The organism is Kribbella sp. NPDC002412, from assembly GCF_053592935.1.
In genome coordinates, this window is sequence record NZ_JBSFBL010000109.1 from 1 (window position 1) to 14,630 (window position 14,630).

14 protein-coding genes and 2 pseudogenes are annotated in these 14,630 nt (G+C 68.5%); 10 read left to right on the forward strand and 6 right to left on the reverse strand.

From position 1 onward, the window contains the following. Positions 1–395: pseudogene (locus ACWCOV_RS40615) on the forward strand (S8 family serine peptidase); the annotation flags it as partial. A gap of 51 nt (positions 396–446) precedes the next feature. Here ACWCOV_RS40615 and ACWCOV_RS40620 read toward each other — a convergent pair. The 3 genes from ACWCOV_RS40620 to ACWCOV_RS40630 all read right to left on the reverse strand — a co-directional run bounded on the left by ACWCOV_RS40620 (position 447) and on the right by ACWCOV_RS40630 (position 4,121). Further along, positions 447–1,928 (reverse strand): amidohydrolase, encoded by a 1,482-nt coding sequence (locus ACWCOV_RS40620; RefSeq protein WP_449834715.1) that lies wholly within the window; start codon positions 1,926–1,928, stop codon positions 447–449. Between the two features lie 66 nt (positions 1,929–1,994). Next, positions 1,995–2,801, reverse strand: a complete 807-nt coding sequence (locus tag ACWCOV_RS40625; protein ID WP_449834716.1) for an MBL fold metallo-hydrolase — start codon at positions 2,799–2,801, stop codon at positions 1,995–1,997. 477 nt (positions 2,802–3,278) lie between these two features. Beyond that, positions 3,279–4,121, reverse strand: a complete 843-nt coding sequence (locus ACWCOV_RS40630; RefSeq protein WP_449834717.1) for an alpha/beta fold hydrolase — start codon at positions 4,119–4,121, stop codon at positions 3,279–3,281. Positions 4,122–4,652: 531 nt separating this feature from the next. Between ACWCOV_RS40630 and ACWCOV_RS40635 the strand changes: the two genes are divergently transcribed. Beyond that, the gene (locus tag ACWCOV_RS40635; RefSeq protein ID WP_449834718.1) at positions 4,653–5,660 is read left to right on the forward strand and encodes a helix-turn-helix domain-containing protein; all 1,008 of its coding nucleotides are present in this window, start codon (positions 4,653–4,655) and stop codon (positions 5,658–5,660) included. Between the two features lie 238 nt (positions 5,661–5,898). On the opposite strand, the gene ACWCOV_RS40640 is transcribed toward ACWCOV_RS40635, so the two are convergent. After that, a complete protein-coding gene (locus ACWCOV_RS40640) occupies positions 5,899–6,900 on the reverse strand; it encodes a helix-turn-helix domain-containing protein (protein WP_449834719.1) in 1,002 nt (333 codons plus the stop codon). 168 nt (positions 6,901–7,068) lie between these two features. Between ACWCOV_RS40640 and ACWCOV_RS40645 the strand changes: the two genes are divergently transcribed. Together ACWCOV_RS40645 and ACWCOV_RS40650 are read left to right on the forward strand one after the other, a co-directional pair. Further along, positions 7,069–7,548 (forward strand): winged helix-turn-helix transcriptional regulator, encoded by a 480-nt coding sequence (locus ACWCOV_RS40645; RefSeq protein WP_449834720.1) that lies wholly within the window; start codon positions 7,069–7,071, stop codon positions 7,546–7,548. A 65-nt stretch (positions 7,549–7,613) separates the two neighbouring features. Next, positions 7,614–7,832, forward strand: coding sequence for a hypothetical protein (locus ACWCOV_RS40650; protein ID WP_449834721.1), 219 nt, complete (start codon positions 7,614–7,616; stop codon positions 7,830–7,832). On the opposite strand, the pseudogene ACWCOV_RS40655 reads toward ACWCOV_RS40650, so the two are convergent. After that, a pseudogene (locus ACWCOV_RS40655) lies at positions 7,754–7,912 on the reverse strand (IS481-like element ISAar28 family transposase); the annotation flags it as partial. The gene ACWCOV_RS40650 and the pseudogene ACWCOV_RS40655 overlap by 79 nt on opposite strands. A 232-nt stretch (positions 7,913–8,144) precedes the next feature. Between ACWCOV_RS40655 and ACWCOV_RS40660 the strand changes: the two are divergent. Then, entirely contained in the window at positions 8,145–8,789 is a 645-nt protein-coding gene (locus tag ACWCOV_RS40660; protein WP_449834722.1) for an alpha-ketoglutarate-dependent dioxygenase AlkB, read from the forward strand. A gap of 88 nt (positions 8,790–8,877) precedes the next feature. Here the strand turns inward: ACWCOV_RS40660 and ACWCOV_RS40665 are convergent, their stop codons facing one another. Beyond that, positions 8,878–9,339, reverse strand: a complete 462-nt coding sequence (locus ACWCOV_RS40665; protein ID WP_449834723.1) for a hypothetical protein — start codon at positions 9,337–9,339, stop codon at positions 8,878–8,880. A 141-nt stretch (positions 9,340–9,480) separates the two neighbouring features. Here ACWCOV_RS40665 and ACWCOV_RS40670 point away from each other — a divergent pair, with 141 nt between their 5' ends. The 5 genes from ACWCOV_RS40670 to ACWCOV_RS40690 all read left to right on the forward strand — a co-directional run bounded on the left by ACWCOV_RS40670 (position 9,481) and on the right by ACWCOV_RS40690 (position 14,424). Beyond that, a complete protein-coding gene (locus ACWCOV_RS40670; protein WP_449834724.1) occupies positions 9,481–10,782 on the forward strand; it encodes an MFS transporter in 1,302 nt (433 codons plus the stop codon). Further along, positions 10,782–11,420, forward strand: coding sequence for a pyridoxamine 5'-phosphate oxidase family protein (locus tag ACWCOV_RS40675; protein ID WP_449834725.1), 639 nt, complete (start codon positions 10,782–10,784; stop codon positions 11,418–11,420). The genes ACWCOV_RS40670 and ACWCOV_RS40675 overlap by 1 nt, the downstream gene beginning before the upstream one ends. A 78-nt stretch (positions 11,421–11,498) precedes the next feature. Then, positions 11,499–12,641 (forward strand): sensor histidine kinase, encoded by a 1,143-nt coding sequence (locus ACWCOV_RS40680; RefSeq protein WP_449834726.1) that lies wholly within the window; start codon positions 11,499–11,501, stop codon positions 12,639–12,641. A 107-nt stretch (positions 12,642–12,748) separates the two neighbouring features. Further along, entirely contained in the window at positions 12,749–13,663 is a 915-nt protein-coding gene (locus ACWCOV_RS40685) for an ABC transporter ATP-binding protein (RefSeq protein ID WP_449834727.1), read from the forward strand. Then, a complete protein-coding gene (locus ACWCOV_RS40690; RefSeq protein ID WP_449834728.1) occupies positions 13,660–14,424 on the forward strand; it encodes an ABC transporter permease subunit in 765 nt (254 codons plus the stop codon). Before ACWCOV_RS40685 ends, ACWCOV_RS40690 begins: the two co-directional genes overlap by 4 nt. Positions 14,425–14,630 lie beyond the last annotated feature (206 nt).

Sequence of the window (14,630 nt, forward strand, 5' to 3'; positions counted from 1 at the left end):
CGTTGTCGATTGTGCACAAGCCGGTGGTGTCGTCGGTGTACATGCTGACCTTCCCCGGGAACGCCGACCTGATGGGCACTCGCACCCCCGACGTCACGGTGCAGGTGACGCCGACGATCTCGGCGACGTTGTCGCCGGCGGCGATCCGGCTCGGTCAGGCGACCGCGTTCAGCGGGTACCTGGCTCCGGCGCACTCCGGGAAGTACGTGTACTTGCAGCAGTACGGGAACAAGGTGTGGAAGTCGATCGCCGCGGTGAAGCTCAGCTCGTCGGGTAAGTATGCGTTCGGGATCAAGCCGGCGGTGCGCGGCCAGATCGCTTACCGGGTGTGGTTCCCGGGCGATGCGGACCACACGCAGGTCTACACGGTGAACAAGATCCTCACCATCAGCTGAGTCCGCTCGAACGCCCCCGGCCCTCGCTTGGGTCGGGGCGTTTGTGCTGTTTCAGGGTGCGTAGTGCTGGACGGCGCCGCCCTTGGTCAGGTCGACCAGGGTGTGGGCGAGGTTTTTGGCGTCAGCCAGGACCTCGTCGAGGTTCATGGTGGTGAGTCGGCGGTCGCGGACGACGATCTGGCCGGCGACCAGGACGGTGACGACGTCCGATGAGCGCACCGAGTAGACCAGGGCTGCTCTGGGGTCGTGGACCGGCTGACAGTGCGGTGCGGAGAGGTCGACCAGGGCCAAGTCGGCTTGGCGGCCTGGTTCCAGGACGCCGATCTGGTCCGCGAGACCGGCCGCCGCGGCTCCGCCTCTGGTGGCGAGGCGGAGGGTGTCGGAGACGTTCATCCACTCGGCGTCCTGCTCGCGTTGCTTCTGGGTCAACGCGACCATGCGCAGCGACTCCCAGACGTCCAGGGTGTTGTGGACGGCGGCGCCGTCGGTGCCGATGCCGACCTTCACCCCGGCGGACTGCAGGCCCTTGATCGGCGTGACCGTGCCCATGGCGAGCTTGAGGTAGACCTTCGGACAGCAGGCGACTGTGATGCGGTCGCCGTACTGCTGGAGGATCGGGAGGTCGGCTTCGCGGATGCCGCAGCCGTGGGCGATGAGGGCGCCGGCGTCGAGTACGCCGGTTCGCTCGAGGACCTGGATCGGGGTGGCGCCCAGGCGGTCGATCGACGACCTGGTTTGGTCGTCGGTCTCGGCGGCGTGCAGGTGGATGCGGAAGCCCTCGGCTCGTGCGATGTCCGCCGTACGGCGCAGGTCGTCGTCGGTGACCGTGTACGTCGCGTGCGGGCCGAGGCCGGCCGTGATCCGGGGGCTGCGGTTGCGGAGGTCGCGGGTGGTGGCGATGGCGGCGTCGATGGCTTCGGGGCCGGTCGAGGAGAAGTACGTGGGAGCGAGGTCGGCGCGGATGCCGGACTCGATCGCGGCTTCGGCGATCTGGTCGGTGTGGAAGTAGTGGTCGACGAACGTGGTCACGCCGGCCAGCAACATCTCAGCGCACGCGAGACGCGCACCCACCCGGACCCGCTCGGCCGTCAGGTTCACCTCCATCGGCCAGATCCGCTCGTTGAACCAGTCCTCGATCGACAGGTCCTCGGCCGCTCCCCGCATCATCACCATCGGACTGTGCGTATGCGAGTTGACCAACCCCGGCACCGCCACCAGCCCCGCCCCGTCAACCACCTCCGGCGCCTCAGCCCTCCCCCAACTGGCGGCCGGCGCCTCAGCCGTCCCCCGAGTGTCGGCCGGCGCCTCAGCCCGCTCCCGGCTGCCGGCCGGCGGCCACGGCCTGTCGCGGTCGGCCTCCGGTCTGCCCGTCTCCCCGGCGCTCGGTGGGGAGAGCTCTGGCGGTGTACCGGTCGGGGTGATGGCGGTGATCCGGTCGTCGTGGATGTGGATGTCCTGCGCCTCGTCGACCCGGCACTCGCCGTACTCCGGGACGATCAGGACCGAGACGTTGCGGATCAGCAGGTACGACATCCATCCTCCAGCCAGTGGTTCGCCGTACCGCAGTCTCGTCCATCCGGCAGGCCAAACGAGCTCTGGCTAGCCGGGCGTCCCGTTCTGCTCGCGTCTGTTGGCGAGCTGCTGCACGTTCCCTTCGTGGATGTCGCTGACCCATTCCCAGCCTTCCTTGGCCGATGGGCCGATCCGCGGGTCGTCGAAAACTCCGCCGGCACGCAGGGCGTGCATGTAGGCGCGGTCCAGCTCGATCCGTGCGCGGACCTCACCTCTGCCTACGGACCCGTGACCTGGGACGACGACATCCGCGTCGTCCGCCACGGCCTCGAGCAGCTGGAGCCCAGCGAGGTAGTCGTCGACCGGGTCGGCGCCACCCCAGAAGTCGGGCATCGGAACGAAGACATCAGAAAGCATGTCGCCGGCGGCGAGCACCCGGCTGTCCTCAATCAGCAGCGCCGCATGACCCGGCGCATGGGCCGGATGCTCGACAATCCGGACAGAGGGGCCATCCCAAGGAACGTGGGTGGTTCCGGCAGGCAGACCGGTCAGGCGGCCGTACAGGTCCAACGGTGTGTCGTCGGCGATTTCCGGCGGTAGTCCCTCGGCGGCGCGGGCCTTCCAGTCCGGCTTCGACAGCACCTCTTGAATGAAGGCCGCGCAGCGGGCGGTGCCGTAGCGTGGCGCGTCGCCGAGCTTGGCGTGCCAGAGCACGTGATCCCAATCAGGATGCGTGGAGAAGCCTGCCACGACGGGCTGGCCCAACTCGGACAGGTCGTTCGCAAGGCACGTCATCTCGTCGCCCGTGATCCCGGCGTCGATGAGCAACACGCCGGCCTTGCCTTGGACGACAACGGTGTTGTTCGCGAGCAACTCGCTCTGGTGGACCAGCACACCCTCCGCGACCTGACTCAGCACGGGTGCCCCCTTCCCCTCGTGGTTTGGTACCGCTGGTCGAGACCGTAGTGCCTGACGGTGGTGCTTTGGCAAGAGTTCACGGACGAACCGCGCCACCCGTATCCAAGCTCCGGCAGTGTGATGTCTCAGGACATCGGTGACAGTTCTGCATCAGGACATCGGTGACACTCGACGTGTCAGGACATGGGTGACGATTCAGGGGTCTTGGCGTGGGCCGCGGGGGCGGCCGTTGCCGACGTAAGTCACTCCGGGCGCGGGCCTGGTGTGCTCGATGAGGATCTCGCCTTCCAGGTCGGCGACGGTGATCTTGTCGCCGGCGGTGATGACGAGGACCTGCTGGAAGCCTCGTCGCCAGTCGACGAGGTCCAGCAGGCCGTCGGGTCCGTTGCCGATCGCATTGGCTATGAGCGCGACATCGGTCGTCGATCCGTGCAGTTCTTGGCGGTTGGTCGGTCAGCTGGTCGCACGGGCGGCGTCGACGATCACGTCAGTCACCGCGTCCGGGTCGGAGATCATCGACAGGTGCGGAGCATCGACCTCGGTGATGTGCGCGCCCGCGCGGTGCGCCATGATTTCCTGCCCCGCCGGTGGCAGCACCTTGTCCGCCGTACCGATGAGGTCCCAGGACGGGATGGTCTTCCACGCCGGAACACCGGCGAGGGCCTCTTCCAGCGTGCTGGCGGTCAGTGGCCGCTGGGTGGCGGCCAGGACGGCGGCCTGCTTGGCCGGGATGCCACCGGCGAACAGGCCCGCGAACTGATCTGGCTTGATGTAGACGTCGGCGTTGATGACGTTTCCGCTGGCGTCGTGGATCGGCACCGCGGTGATCGAGCTGTTCGGGTCCAGGTCGGAGCCGGGCTGTGCGGCGGCGAGCGCGCCGACGCTGTCGCCTTGGTCGGGGATGAAGGCGTCGACGTAGACGAGGGCCTTGACGTTGGGGTTGCCGGTGGCAGCGCTGGTGGTCACCATGCCGCCGTAGGAGTGCCCGACGAGCACGACCGGGCCAGGGATGGTGGCCAGCAGATCACGCAGGTACAGCGCATCGGAGGCGAGGCCGCGCAGCGGGTTGGCCACGACATCGACGGTGTATCCGGCGCTCTGCAGCTTTGATGTGACGGCAGACCAGCTCGAGCCGTCGGCCCACGCGCCGTGTACGAGCACGATCGTCGGTTTGAGCGGCTTGTCGTTCTGCAGGGTTTGCGCGCTGCTGCTGGTCGCGGCGCCGATGCCCAGCGCGAGCACGCCGGCGGTGAGAGCCGCGACGGCCGCGGGCAGTGAATTCTTCGGTAAACGCATGGCATTTCCTTTGCAGGGGTTCGTTATCCGCTCAGCGGGCTCGCCGGGCGGGGGGAGGTTCAGCGGCGGCGCCGAGCTTGGAGAGGAGCTTCAGCAGCGCGGCGTGAACGGCTCGGCGTGCGTCCAGAAGGTGGCGTGTGGGCCGCCCGTCGAGGACACCGTCCGTGGTGTCGGAATCGACGCTAGGGTCCGACGCAGCCGCTGGCGCCGTTGCGCGCGTTATCCTGCACACCGTGCAGATACCTGTGCACGGATGGTCGACCGCCACCTTCGCGGCGTCCGAGATGACCGGCCGCCGGCGGCAAGAGCTCGACCGACTGCCATCCCGCTGAGGTAGCGGCCATCGCTAGACAGCAGCTTCGGCAGGTCGACCTAGGGTCGGCCTCGGCGCGGTCTGCGCTCCCGGTGACCGATCTCCGCGACCGCGTAGCATCGTCTGTGCGAGCCGACGCCGACAGCGCATGTCGCGCCTGGCTCGCGGCACGCTCAGCCTGCGCTCGGGGAGCAGGGGAACTACGAAGGACCAGGCCCGTGATCCAGATCGTCGACTCGAGCACGATTGCGGCCGGCGTGCGGGCCGAGTCCATGCACGCGGTGGCCGCCAGGATCATTCCAGTCGAGCTCGACTTCCCCGTAACGGGCCCTGTCGTGCGAGGCATGCTCGCCGACATTGGTGCGTTGCGGATCTCCTCCATCCGATCCAACGTCACCAAAGTCGAGCGGACCCCGCGCCTGGCGCGCGACGATCTGGCACCCAGCCTGATGCTTGGTCTGCAGGTCAGCGGGTCGAGCCTCGTCATTCAAGAGGGCCGCGAGGCCGTTGTGCGCCCCGGGGACCTGGTGGTGTACAGCTCGACATCTCCCTACACACTGGTCGACTCCGAGGGTTACCGACAACACCAGTTCCGCATGCCGTTGGAGAAGCTGGCCCTGCCGCGGGACGTCGTGCGGCAGGTGACGGCAACGCGACTGAGTCCCGGACATCCGGTCGCAGACTTGGCCGCGGTCTACTTCCGGCACCTCGCCGGCCGGCCGAGCGCGTTCGCCGACGCCGGAGGCGACACGGTAAGCCAGCCCTCCATGGAACTCATCCGGGCAGTGATCAGCACGCATCTCGACGTCACCTCAACGACGGCCAGGGAATCACTGCAGGCCACGTTGCAGATGCGGATCCTGGAGTACGTGCGTGCGCACCTGGGCGATCCGACCCTCAACGCCGCTCAAATCGCGGCCGAACACCACATCTCCCGCCGCCACCTGTACAACGTCCTCGCCGCCGGCGGCATCTCCCTCGGCGAGTGGATCCGCAGCCGCCGCCTGGAGGCGTGCCGAGACGAGCTCGGCCGTGGCCTGTCTCAGCACGTCAGCATCGCCTCCGTGGCCCAACGCTGGGGATTTCGCGACCCATCGACCTTCGGGCGCCTCTTCCGCGCCGAGTACGGACTCTCACCACGGCAGTGGCGCCAGACGGCCACCAAGGCGCAACCTGCCCTAGCGAGCGATCCCACCCCAGCGACGTCCGTGAGGATCGTCAACTGAAGCAGCGCGCGAACAGCAGCACGCGCGCGGTCCCGATCTGTTCCGAGCCGGTATCCCGCTGATCGCCTGTGCCCCATCTCCAGTGCTCTGGCCGTGATGCGGGGCCGGACGGCCCGGCAGTGAAGACGCTAAGTGGATCTGCGTGCGGCCGGCGCGTCGCAGACCACGTCGTGCGCACCCTGCCGAAGACCGCGCACGCAGTGCAGACATCGGCGGTCGGCGCACGTTTCAGCGACTACTACGGTGGCGAGATCACGGTCGAGACACCGGTGGCACCTACCTGATCACGGTGTGCCAGGTTTCGCCACTCGCGCGGCGAGAGCCCATAGGCAGCACGGAAGACGCGGCCGAAGCTGGACGGATCGGTGAATCCCCAACGCCGGGCGACCGTTGCTATCGTCAACGATCGCAAACCGGGCCGGGCGAGGTCTTCGCGGCATCCCTCCAGCCGCTGATTGCGGATCCAGTCACCGAGCGAAATCCCGCCCGCGGCGAGGATGTTGTAGAGGTGCCGCACCGAGATGTGGTGCTCGGCGGCGATCTGGCCGGCGTGCAGTCCGGGGTCGCTCAGACGGGCGCGGACGTACTCCAGGATCCGCAACCGCAGTGTCGCGTGCAATGGTTCCTTCCCCAGTGCGGTGGCATCCAGGTGGGTGGTGATGAGCGCACGGACCAGTTCGACACTCGGCTGACTCACCGCGTCAGCAGCCGGGTGGGTGTAAATGTCCGGGCGGCTTGCCAGCCGGTACAGATAGGTGGCGACCAGGTCAGCGATCGGATGCCCGGGGCTGAGAGTCGTGGCGCAGATCTGTCTGATCGCGTCGTGCGGCAGGCCCAGGGTAGCGATGGGGATCCGGAAGAAGTGCTGGCGGATGCCGTCGGGATCGACCAGAGTGTACGGAGCGGTCGAGTCGTACATGACCAGCTCGCGTGGTTCGAGGACCGCTTCCCGGCCACCCTGGACGACCAGGCTCGTACCGGCCCGTTGGAGACCGAGGAAGACGCTCGGCGCAAGCTCGTCCCGGGCCAGGGCCGGTGTCCGCTCCACACTGAGCGCGTTCGAGCGGACCGAACACACCGTCAGCTGCCCGAGCTGACTGATGGCGCCGTAGGCAGCCGCCGGCCCGGCCTCGGCCGGGAAATCGATCTCGACCCGGACCTTCTTGCTGGCAATCGTCTCCCGTACCACCTCGGCGCGAACGGCGGCAGGCACGCTTCGCGTATCAAGAATGTCTGTCATCACGCCCACCTTCGATCCGCGGCACCAGCTCACACCGTCGACCCAGGCGACCGTCTTTCCGACGCCGCAGTAGCCGACTACTCGCATGGCTGACTTCTGTTTACCTAAGTCAGTTGGCAGACTACGGCCCAGACTGTTGTTCACGCAAGTCAGCCCTACACTCGTGACATGACAGATCTGCTCAGCCACCGGGAGACCTGGTCGATGGCCAACTGCTCGGTCGCCGCCTCGATGGACGTCGTCGGCACTCGTTCGGCGATCCTGGTCCTGCGGGAGGCGATCTTCGGCACCCGCCGATTCGAGGATTTTGTCCGCCGAGTCGGGATCGGTGAGCCCGCGGCGGCAGCCCGGCTCAAGGAACTGACCGCCGCCGGGTTGCTGGAGCGGGTGCCCTACCAGGAGCCCGGTCAGCGGACCCGGCACGAATACCAATTGACCGCCAAGGGAATGGACTTCCAGCCCGTTGTCTATGCCCTGCTTCAATGGGGTTCGAAGTGGGAGACCGACGAGGCGGGCCCGTCCGTGCGTGCGACCCACCGCGCCTGCGGCGCAGCCGTCGGAGTCCGCATCCGTTGCGACGCGGGCCACGATGTGGATCCGGGTGACGTCGCAATCGAGGCAGGCCCGGGGCTGATCACAGTTTCCTGACTTCGCACCCCAGGGCGCCGCAGGGGCGGCCGTTGCCGACGTAGGTCACTCCGGGCGCGCGCCTGGTGTGCTCGACGAGGATCGCCTTCCAGGTCGGCGACGGTGATCTTGTCGCCTGCGGTGATGACGAGGACCTGCTGGAAGCCTCGTCGCCCGTCGACCATGTACTGGACCTTGTCCAGCATGAAGACGCCGTCGCTGGTCAGCTTCTTGACGGCCGCCGCGACCTCGGCTCCAATGCCGGCGCGGGCCTGTCGGTGAGGCTGCGCCGCCGGATCTCGTAGACCGTCTTGCGCGAGATGCCGTGCCCGGCACAGAAGGTCGTCATCGCCCCACGGGTCGCATCAGGGGGCCACTGCGTGATCGCGAGACGGACACGGGGATCACAGACTCGTTCTTCGGCACCGGCGCAGTCGACCGAGCCAGCCCTTCACCCGCGCCGCCGACTCACCGAAGTGTCACCACCAAGATCCCCGAATGTGTCACCGATGTCCCGATGCAGAACCGTCACCGATGTCCTGCGACATGACATCCAAGCTCCGGCAGCCCGCCGACGTCAGGGGAACAGGTGTTCGAGTTTCGGGTATGGTGGGGGTATGGGTGCTGATCTGCAGGGCTCGTTGCTGGACGCGTTCGAGGATCCTGCGCTGGGTTCGCTCGACGGGATCCAGCGGACGGATCTGGGGCGCGGCGCGTGGATCGACGTGCTGCCGCGGTGGCTGACCGGTGCTGACCAGGTGTACGAGCGGTTGGCGCGCGACGTGCCGTGGCAGGCGGAGCGGCGGCAGATGTACGACCGGGTGGTCGACGTACCGCGGTTGCTCTGCTTCTACGGGGAGAACGAGGAGCTCCCGTTGCCGATCCTCGACGAGGCCCGCGACCGGCTCAGCGCGCACTACGCGGAGGAGCTCGGCGAGTCCTTCCGTACGGCGGGGTTGTGCTTCTACCGCGACGGCCGGGACAGCGTCGCCTGGCACGGCGACCGGATCGGCCGCGGCAACCACGAGGACACCATGGTCGCCATCCTCTCCGTCGGCGAACCGCGCGTCCTCGCCCTCCGCCCCCGCCCCGGCAACTCCGCCGGCCCGGTCAGCTCCACCGTCCGCTACCCCCTCGGGCACGGCGACCTCATCGTCATGGGCGGCTCCTGCCAGCGCACCTGGGAACACGCGATCCCCAAAGCCACCGGCCACAAGGGTCCCCGCATCAGCATCCAGTACCGCCCCCACAACGTCCGCTAGCTACCACCACCCAGCAACCCGGATCCGCCGGGCTGCGGTGGCGCGGGTGCCTGGCGTGCTGCGACTGGACGGCGGACTTGTGGTGAGGTCAGGCGGCTGTGGGGACGGGTAGTCCGGGTTGGTAGATGTGGCGTGGGGTGGCGATGTAGAAGCCAAGGAGCGGTACGCCGGTTGTTCGGCACAGGTGGGTGGCGGCGTTGGCCCATTCGGTGTCCAGGTCGGGCCAGGTGTCGGGCCCCGGGCGGCCCAGGGCCAGGAGCAACGACGTGCCTGGGGCAGTGCGGACGGCCGGCATGATCGGGGTCAGGGCTGAGGTGCACATGGCGCCGGCGGCCAGGGGTGAGCGGTCCGCGGGAGGTGGACCGAACTCCGAGGGCAGGTCGACCGCGATGGCTGCTCGGTAATGGGTGTTCTCGTCGCAGAGAATCACGGTGAAAGTGCCGCGGTGGCGGTCGCCGAGGCTGACGAGGAGGTCGACGACGTCGGCGGCGCGGGTGGGGTCGGAGAGTGGATGGTCGGTCCAGGTCTGGGGCAGGTCTTGGAAGCTCATGCCTACAAGATGCCGTCGTCCCGGACGCCGATTTCAGTTATCCACAGACCAAAATGGCCCATCAGACGACCGGCAAAGTGGATCTGCCCGCTGGGCCGCTGCGCTCCTAGGCTCAGGTGTAACGAGCTGAGGGAGACCGAGATGAGCATCACGATGGAGCGCAGCAGGCGAGGCGGCGACGTTCGCGGCGGCAAGGGTGTCGGGCGGGTGCTTCCGCCGGCCGGCGTCGCGCGTGACCTGGCGATGGCGCAGTTGGCGAACTCGGTGGGAGACGGGGCGTTCATCGTCACGTCCGCGTTGTTCTTCACCCGGGTGGTCGGGCTCTCGACGGCTCAGGTCGGGCTCGGGCTGACGGTGGCTTGGCTGGTCGGCTTCCTGATGGGCGTGCCGCTCGGCAACCTCGCCGACCGCAAAGGCGCTCGCGGCGTCGCCGTCGTGCTCGCACTGACCACAGCGGCCTCGGTAGCGGCCTTCCTCGTCGTCCGGAGCTTCCCGCTCTTCCTGATCGCCGCGATCGTCTACGCCAGCAGCCAGACCGGGCTGAGCGCCGCACGCCAAGCACTGCTGGCGGGACTGGTGCAGCCGGCCGAGCGCACCCGCATCCGCGCCTTTCTGCAGTCCACGGTCAACGCCGGCCTCGCAGTGGGCGCACTGCTCGGCGGCATCGCGCTCCACTACGACACCGCAGCGGCGTACCTGACCGTCTTCGCCCTCGACGCCCTCAGCTTCCTGATCGCCGCGCGCCTCATCCACCGCGTCCCCAAGGTCAACGTCAGCATGCGAATCAAGGGTGAGCCGCGCCTCGCCGTACTGCACGACCGTCCGTACGCCGTCCTCGCGCTGCTGAACGCGATCATGCTGCTCTTCATGCCACTGCTCAGCCTGGTAGTCCCGCTGTGGATCGTCACTCGCACCGACGCACCGGACTGGGTCGTCGCGTCACTCCTGATCGTCAACACGCTCGGTGTCACGCTCTTCCAGGTGAAGGCCGCCAAGAGCGTCAGGGACCTCCGCACTGCGACCAAGTCCATCCGGTACGCCGGTGTCGCCATGCTGGCCGCCTGCGCGGTGTTCGCCATCTCCGCCGCGAACATGAGCGCCTGGACGGCGGCCGCCGTACTGGTCGCCGGTGCCGCACTCCTGACTCTCGGCGAGATGAAGCTGGCGTCCGGCGCGTGGGAGATCAGCTTCGGGCTGGCCCCGGCCGACAAGCAGGGGCAGTACCAGGGCTTCTTCGGCACCGGTCCCGCGATCGCCCGGATGCTCGGTCCGGCGATGCTCACGACGGTCGTTCTCGGGTGGGGTCCGATCGGCTGGATCGCTGTGGGCGCGCTGTTCCTGGGGACCAGTTGCGCAACTGGTCCCGCCGTACGATGGGCCGCACGGACGAGGGCCGTCAACGAGGACGCCACGCCGTCGCTGGCAGAGGAGAACGCCGCCTGATGGAGATCCCCGGACTGGAAGAGATCACGACGTACGACGAGCTGCGCGAGATCGTCCCCACCCCGTTGGCAGCCGCCGCAGGCAAGACCCGCAAGGCGCTGCACGAGCTGGACCGGCAGTGGCTCGCCGCGTCGCCCTTCTGCCTGGTCGCCACCTCGGCGGCGGACGGCAGCTGCGACGTCTCCCCCAAGGGCGACCCGGCCGGGTTCACCATGATCTTCGACGACAGCACGATCGCCATTCCGGAGCGTGCGGGCAACCGCCGGGTGGACGGGTTCACCAACATCCTCAGCAACCCGCACGTCGGCCTGATCTACTTCATCCCCGGGCGCGGTGACACGCTGCGGATCAACGGGCGGGCCCGGATCGTCCGGGAGGCGCCGTTCTTCGACGACATGATCGTCCGCGGCAACCGTCCGCAGCTGGCGCTACTGGTGGAGATCGAGGAGGTCTTCCACCACTGCTCGAAGTCGTTCCTGCGCTCGCAGCTGTGGAAGCCGGAGACCTGGAACCCCGACGCCCTGCCGGCCCGCCCGCGGATCGCGAAGGCGCTGGAGCGGCAGGACGAGGACCTGGCCGAGCTCGAGGAGTACTACGGCAAGGCCTACGAGGAGAAGATCTACAAAGTCAAGTACTGAACTACTCCGGTCGGAGCAGGCCCGGATACTCCGTGGCGACGATGACACCGACCGGGCCGACCTCTACGGTTTCGTAGTGTGACGACGACTGAGCCGATGACCACGCCGACCTGGGCTGCCCGGGTACGGCGGATCGCGCTGCCCGCCGTCCTCAGCGTGATAGCGGTGGTCGGCTCGCTCGGCGCCGCGGCCAACGGCCAGCCGGAGCGCCGGGACGCCGACTGGTTCATGGTGGTCCTGCTGCTGATCGGGACGGTGTCGCTGTACTGGCTGCGGACCCGGCCGATCCTGGTGCTGTGGGCAACGGTCGGCTCGACCCTGGTCTACATGCTGATGCAGTACCCGTACGGCCCGGTGATCTTCGCGTTCGTGATCACCGTGTTCTCGGTGATCCGCCGCGGGCACCGGCTGGCCGGCTGGGTCGGCCTCGTCTCGCTGTACGTCGGCCACGTCGGCGGCCGGCTGATTCTCGGCATCAACGAGGACGGCATCTACCAGGTCCTCCTCGTCGGCACGTGCTTCGTCGTACTCGGGTTCGTCGCCGAGCTGTTCCGGGCCCAGCGGGAGCGGGCGATCGCGGCAGACCGGACGCGGCGGGAGGCCGAGCTGCGGAAGGCCGGCGAGGAACGGCTGCGGATCGCGCAGGAGCTGCACGACGTGGTCGCGCACCACATCTCGCTGATCAACGTGCAGGCGTCGACCGCGCTGCACCTGGTCGACCGGCAGCCCGAGCAGGCCGGTCCGGCGCTCGCCGCGATCAAGGACGCCAGCAAGGAAGCTCTGGTGGAGCTGCGCTCGATCGTCGGCATCCTGCGGCAGTCGGACGAGTCGGCGCCACGACAGCCGGTCGCCGGGCTCGAGCGACTCGACCACCTGGTCAGCCGGACGTCTCGCGCCGGCCTGGAGGTCCACACCATCGTCCACGGCGACCCGCAGCCGTTGCCGACCGGGCTGGACCGCGCGGCGTTCCGCATCATCCAGGAGTCGCTCACCAACATCGTCCGGCACGCGAAGGCGAACTCCGCGACCGTCCGCATCCAGTACGGCGCCGAGGCGCTCGTGCTCCAGGTCGACGACGACGGCCAGTCTCTCGCCGGCCCGCCCAAGGAGGGCAACGGCATCATCGGCATGCGCGAACGCGCCACCGCCCTCGGCGGCACCCTCACTGCCGCCCGCACCCCCGCCGGCGGCATGCGCATCACCGCCCACCTGCCACTGTAGATTCCCTGTGAACCCCGGCACAAAAGCATTCACGCGACCGCAGGACTCACAGAGTTCTCACAGAAGCTCTCGGTAGGCGCCCAGACCGGTCGGTCAGGCTTCCGGGCATGACATCAATCGACGTGCAGGGACTGACCAAGCGGTACGGCTCCCACACCGTGGTGGACGATCTGTCGTTCACCGTGCTCCCGGGGCAGGTGACCGGGTTCCTCGGGCCGAACGGCGCCGGCAAGTCCACGACCATGAAGATGATCATCGGCCTGGCCGCCCCGACCCGGGGCACCGTCACCATCGGCGGTCGCAGCTACCGAGACATCCCCGTCCCGTTGACCGCGGTGGGCGCGCTGCTCGACGCGGGCGCGGTCCACGGCGGACGTACGGCGTACAACCACTTGCTGGCGCTTGCCGTAAGCAACGGACTCCCCCGCCGCCGGGTCGACGAGGTACTCGCCCGGACCGGGCTCGAGGGCGTGGCCGGGAAGCGGGCCGGCGGGTTCTCGCTCGGGATGCGGCAACGGCTCGGGATCGCGGCGACGCTGCTCGGCGACCCGCAGGTGCTGATCTTCGACGAGCCGGTGAACGGGCTCGACCCGGAAGGCATCCGGTGGATCCGGGACTTCATGCGGTCGCTGGCAGCCGAGGGCCGGGCGGTGCTGGTGTCCAGCCACCTGATGAGCGAGATGGCGCAGACCGCCGACCACCTGGTCGTCATCGGCCGGGGCCGGCTGATTGCCGACATGGGCATGGCTGACCTCATGCACGCCAACGGCGAGGGCACAGTGCTCGTCCGCACACCCGATCCGGGGTCCTTCGCGCGACTGCTGACGACTTCCGGCGCCGCCGTACGGGACGGGCTGGAGGGATCGCTCGTGGTGTCCGGCATGAGCGGCGAGGAGATCGGCAAGCTCGCCGCCTACCACGGCATCGCGCTCAGCGAGCTCACGCCGCAGCGCGCTTCGCTGGAGGACGCGTTCATGGAACTGACCAAGGACAGCGTCGAGTACCAAGGAGCCGCGGCATGAAGGCGCTTCGCGCCGAGTGGATCAAGCTCCGCAGCCTGCGCTCGACCTGGTACACGCTGGCCTGCCTGTTCGTGGTCGGGCTCGGCATCACGTTCCTGTCGATGAGCTCGGCCGGCCGGCAGTACCTGGACGCGACAGCCGAGGAGCGGCTGGCCTGGGATCCGACCAGCATGAGCCTGACGACGTTCATCGTCGCCCAGCTGATCATCGGGGTGCTGGGCATCCTGGTCGTCACGTCGGAGTTCGCGACCGGCCTGATGCAGACGACCCTCGCTGCCACTCCGCGCAGGACGCGGCTGCTGGCGGCCAAGACCGTCGTGGCAACGGCCGTCGCCCTGCTCGCCGGTCAGGTGCTGATGTTCGCAGCCTTCCTCCTGGGCCAGGCGCTGCTCGCCGGTCAGGACGTGCCGTACGCCGCTCTCGGCGATCCCGGGGTCCTGTCCGCCGTGGCCGGCGGCGGGCTCTACCTGGCCGCGATCGCGCTGCTCGCGGTCGGCCTCGGCACGATCATGCGAGCCACCGCCGGAGCGCTCGCCACGCTGGTCGGCATCGTCTTCCTGATCCCGGCCATCGCCGGCTTGTTCCCGGGCTGGATGAAGGGTCTGTTCGACTTCTGGCCGACGCTCGGGCCGACGGCCGTGTTCGCGACCGTGCCGGATCCCGACTTCCCGCATCCGTGGCTGAACCTGGGCGGGATGTGCCTCGGGATCGCCGCCGTACTGGCCGCCGCCTTCGTCGTGTTCCGGCGCCGGGATGTCTGACCGGGGCCTGGCCCCGACTTCGTATCCTGGCGAGATGGCGATGACGCGGCTGCTCGTGGTCGACGACGAGGCGACGGTCCGCGAGTTGCTGTCGGCGACGTTGCGGTTCGCCGGGTTCGAGGTGACGTCCGCGGCGACCGCCACGGAGGCGGGCGATGGCCGGGCGCTTCGACTGGTCGGTGTAGATCGTCGTGCCGTTCTTGTTG

What these genes read in the sequence shown, in the direction of transcription:
- ACWCOV_RS40670 (WP_449834724.1), top strand. Translation starts at nt 9,481, where the DNA reads ATGAGCATCACGATGGAGCGCAGCAGGCGAGGCGGCGACGTTCGCGGC.
- ACWCOV_RS40675 (WP_449834725.1), top strand. Translation starts at nt 10,782, where the DNA reads ATGGAGATCCCCGGACTGGAAGAGATCACGACGTACGACGAGCTGCGC.
- ACWCOV_RS40660 (WP_449834722.1), top strand. Translation starts at nt 8,145, where the DNA reads ATGGGTGCTGATCTGCAGGGCTCGTTGCTGGACGCGTTCGAGGATCCT.
- ACWCOV_RS40665 (WP_449834723.1), bottom strand. Translation starts at nt 9,339, where the DNA reads ATGAGCTTCCAAGACCTGCCCCAGACCTGGACCGACCATCCACTCTCC.
- ACWCOV_RS40685 (WP_449834727.1), top strand. Translation starts at nt 12,749, where the DNA reads ATGACATCAATCGACGTGCAGGGACTGACCAAGCGGTACGGCTCCCAC.
- ACWCOV_RS40690 (WP_449834728.1), top strand. Translation starts at nt 13,660, where the DNA reads ATGAAGGCGCTTCGCGCCGAGTGGATCAAGCTCCGCAGCCTGCGCTCG.
- ACWCOV_RS40640 (WP_449834719.1), bottom strand. Translation starts at nt 6,900, where the DNA reads ATGACAGACATTCTTGATACGCGAAGCGTGCCTGCCGCCGTTCGCGCC.
- ACWCOV_RS40620 (WP_449834715.1), bottom strand. Translation starts at nt 1,928, where the DNA reads ATGTCGTACCTGCTGATCCGCAACGTCTCGGTCCTGATCGTCCCGGAG.
- ACWCOV_RS40630 (WP_449834717.1), bottom strand. Translation starts at nt 4,121, where the DNA reads ATGCGTTTACCGAAGAATTCACTGCCCGCGGCCGTCGCGGCTCTCACC.
- ACWCOV_RS40645 (WP_449834720.1), top strand. Translation starts at nt 7,069, where the DNA reads ATGACAGATCTGCTCAGCCACCGGGAGACCTGGTCGATGGCCAACTGC.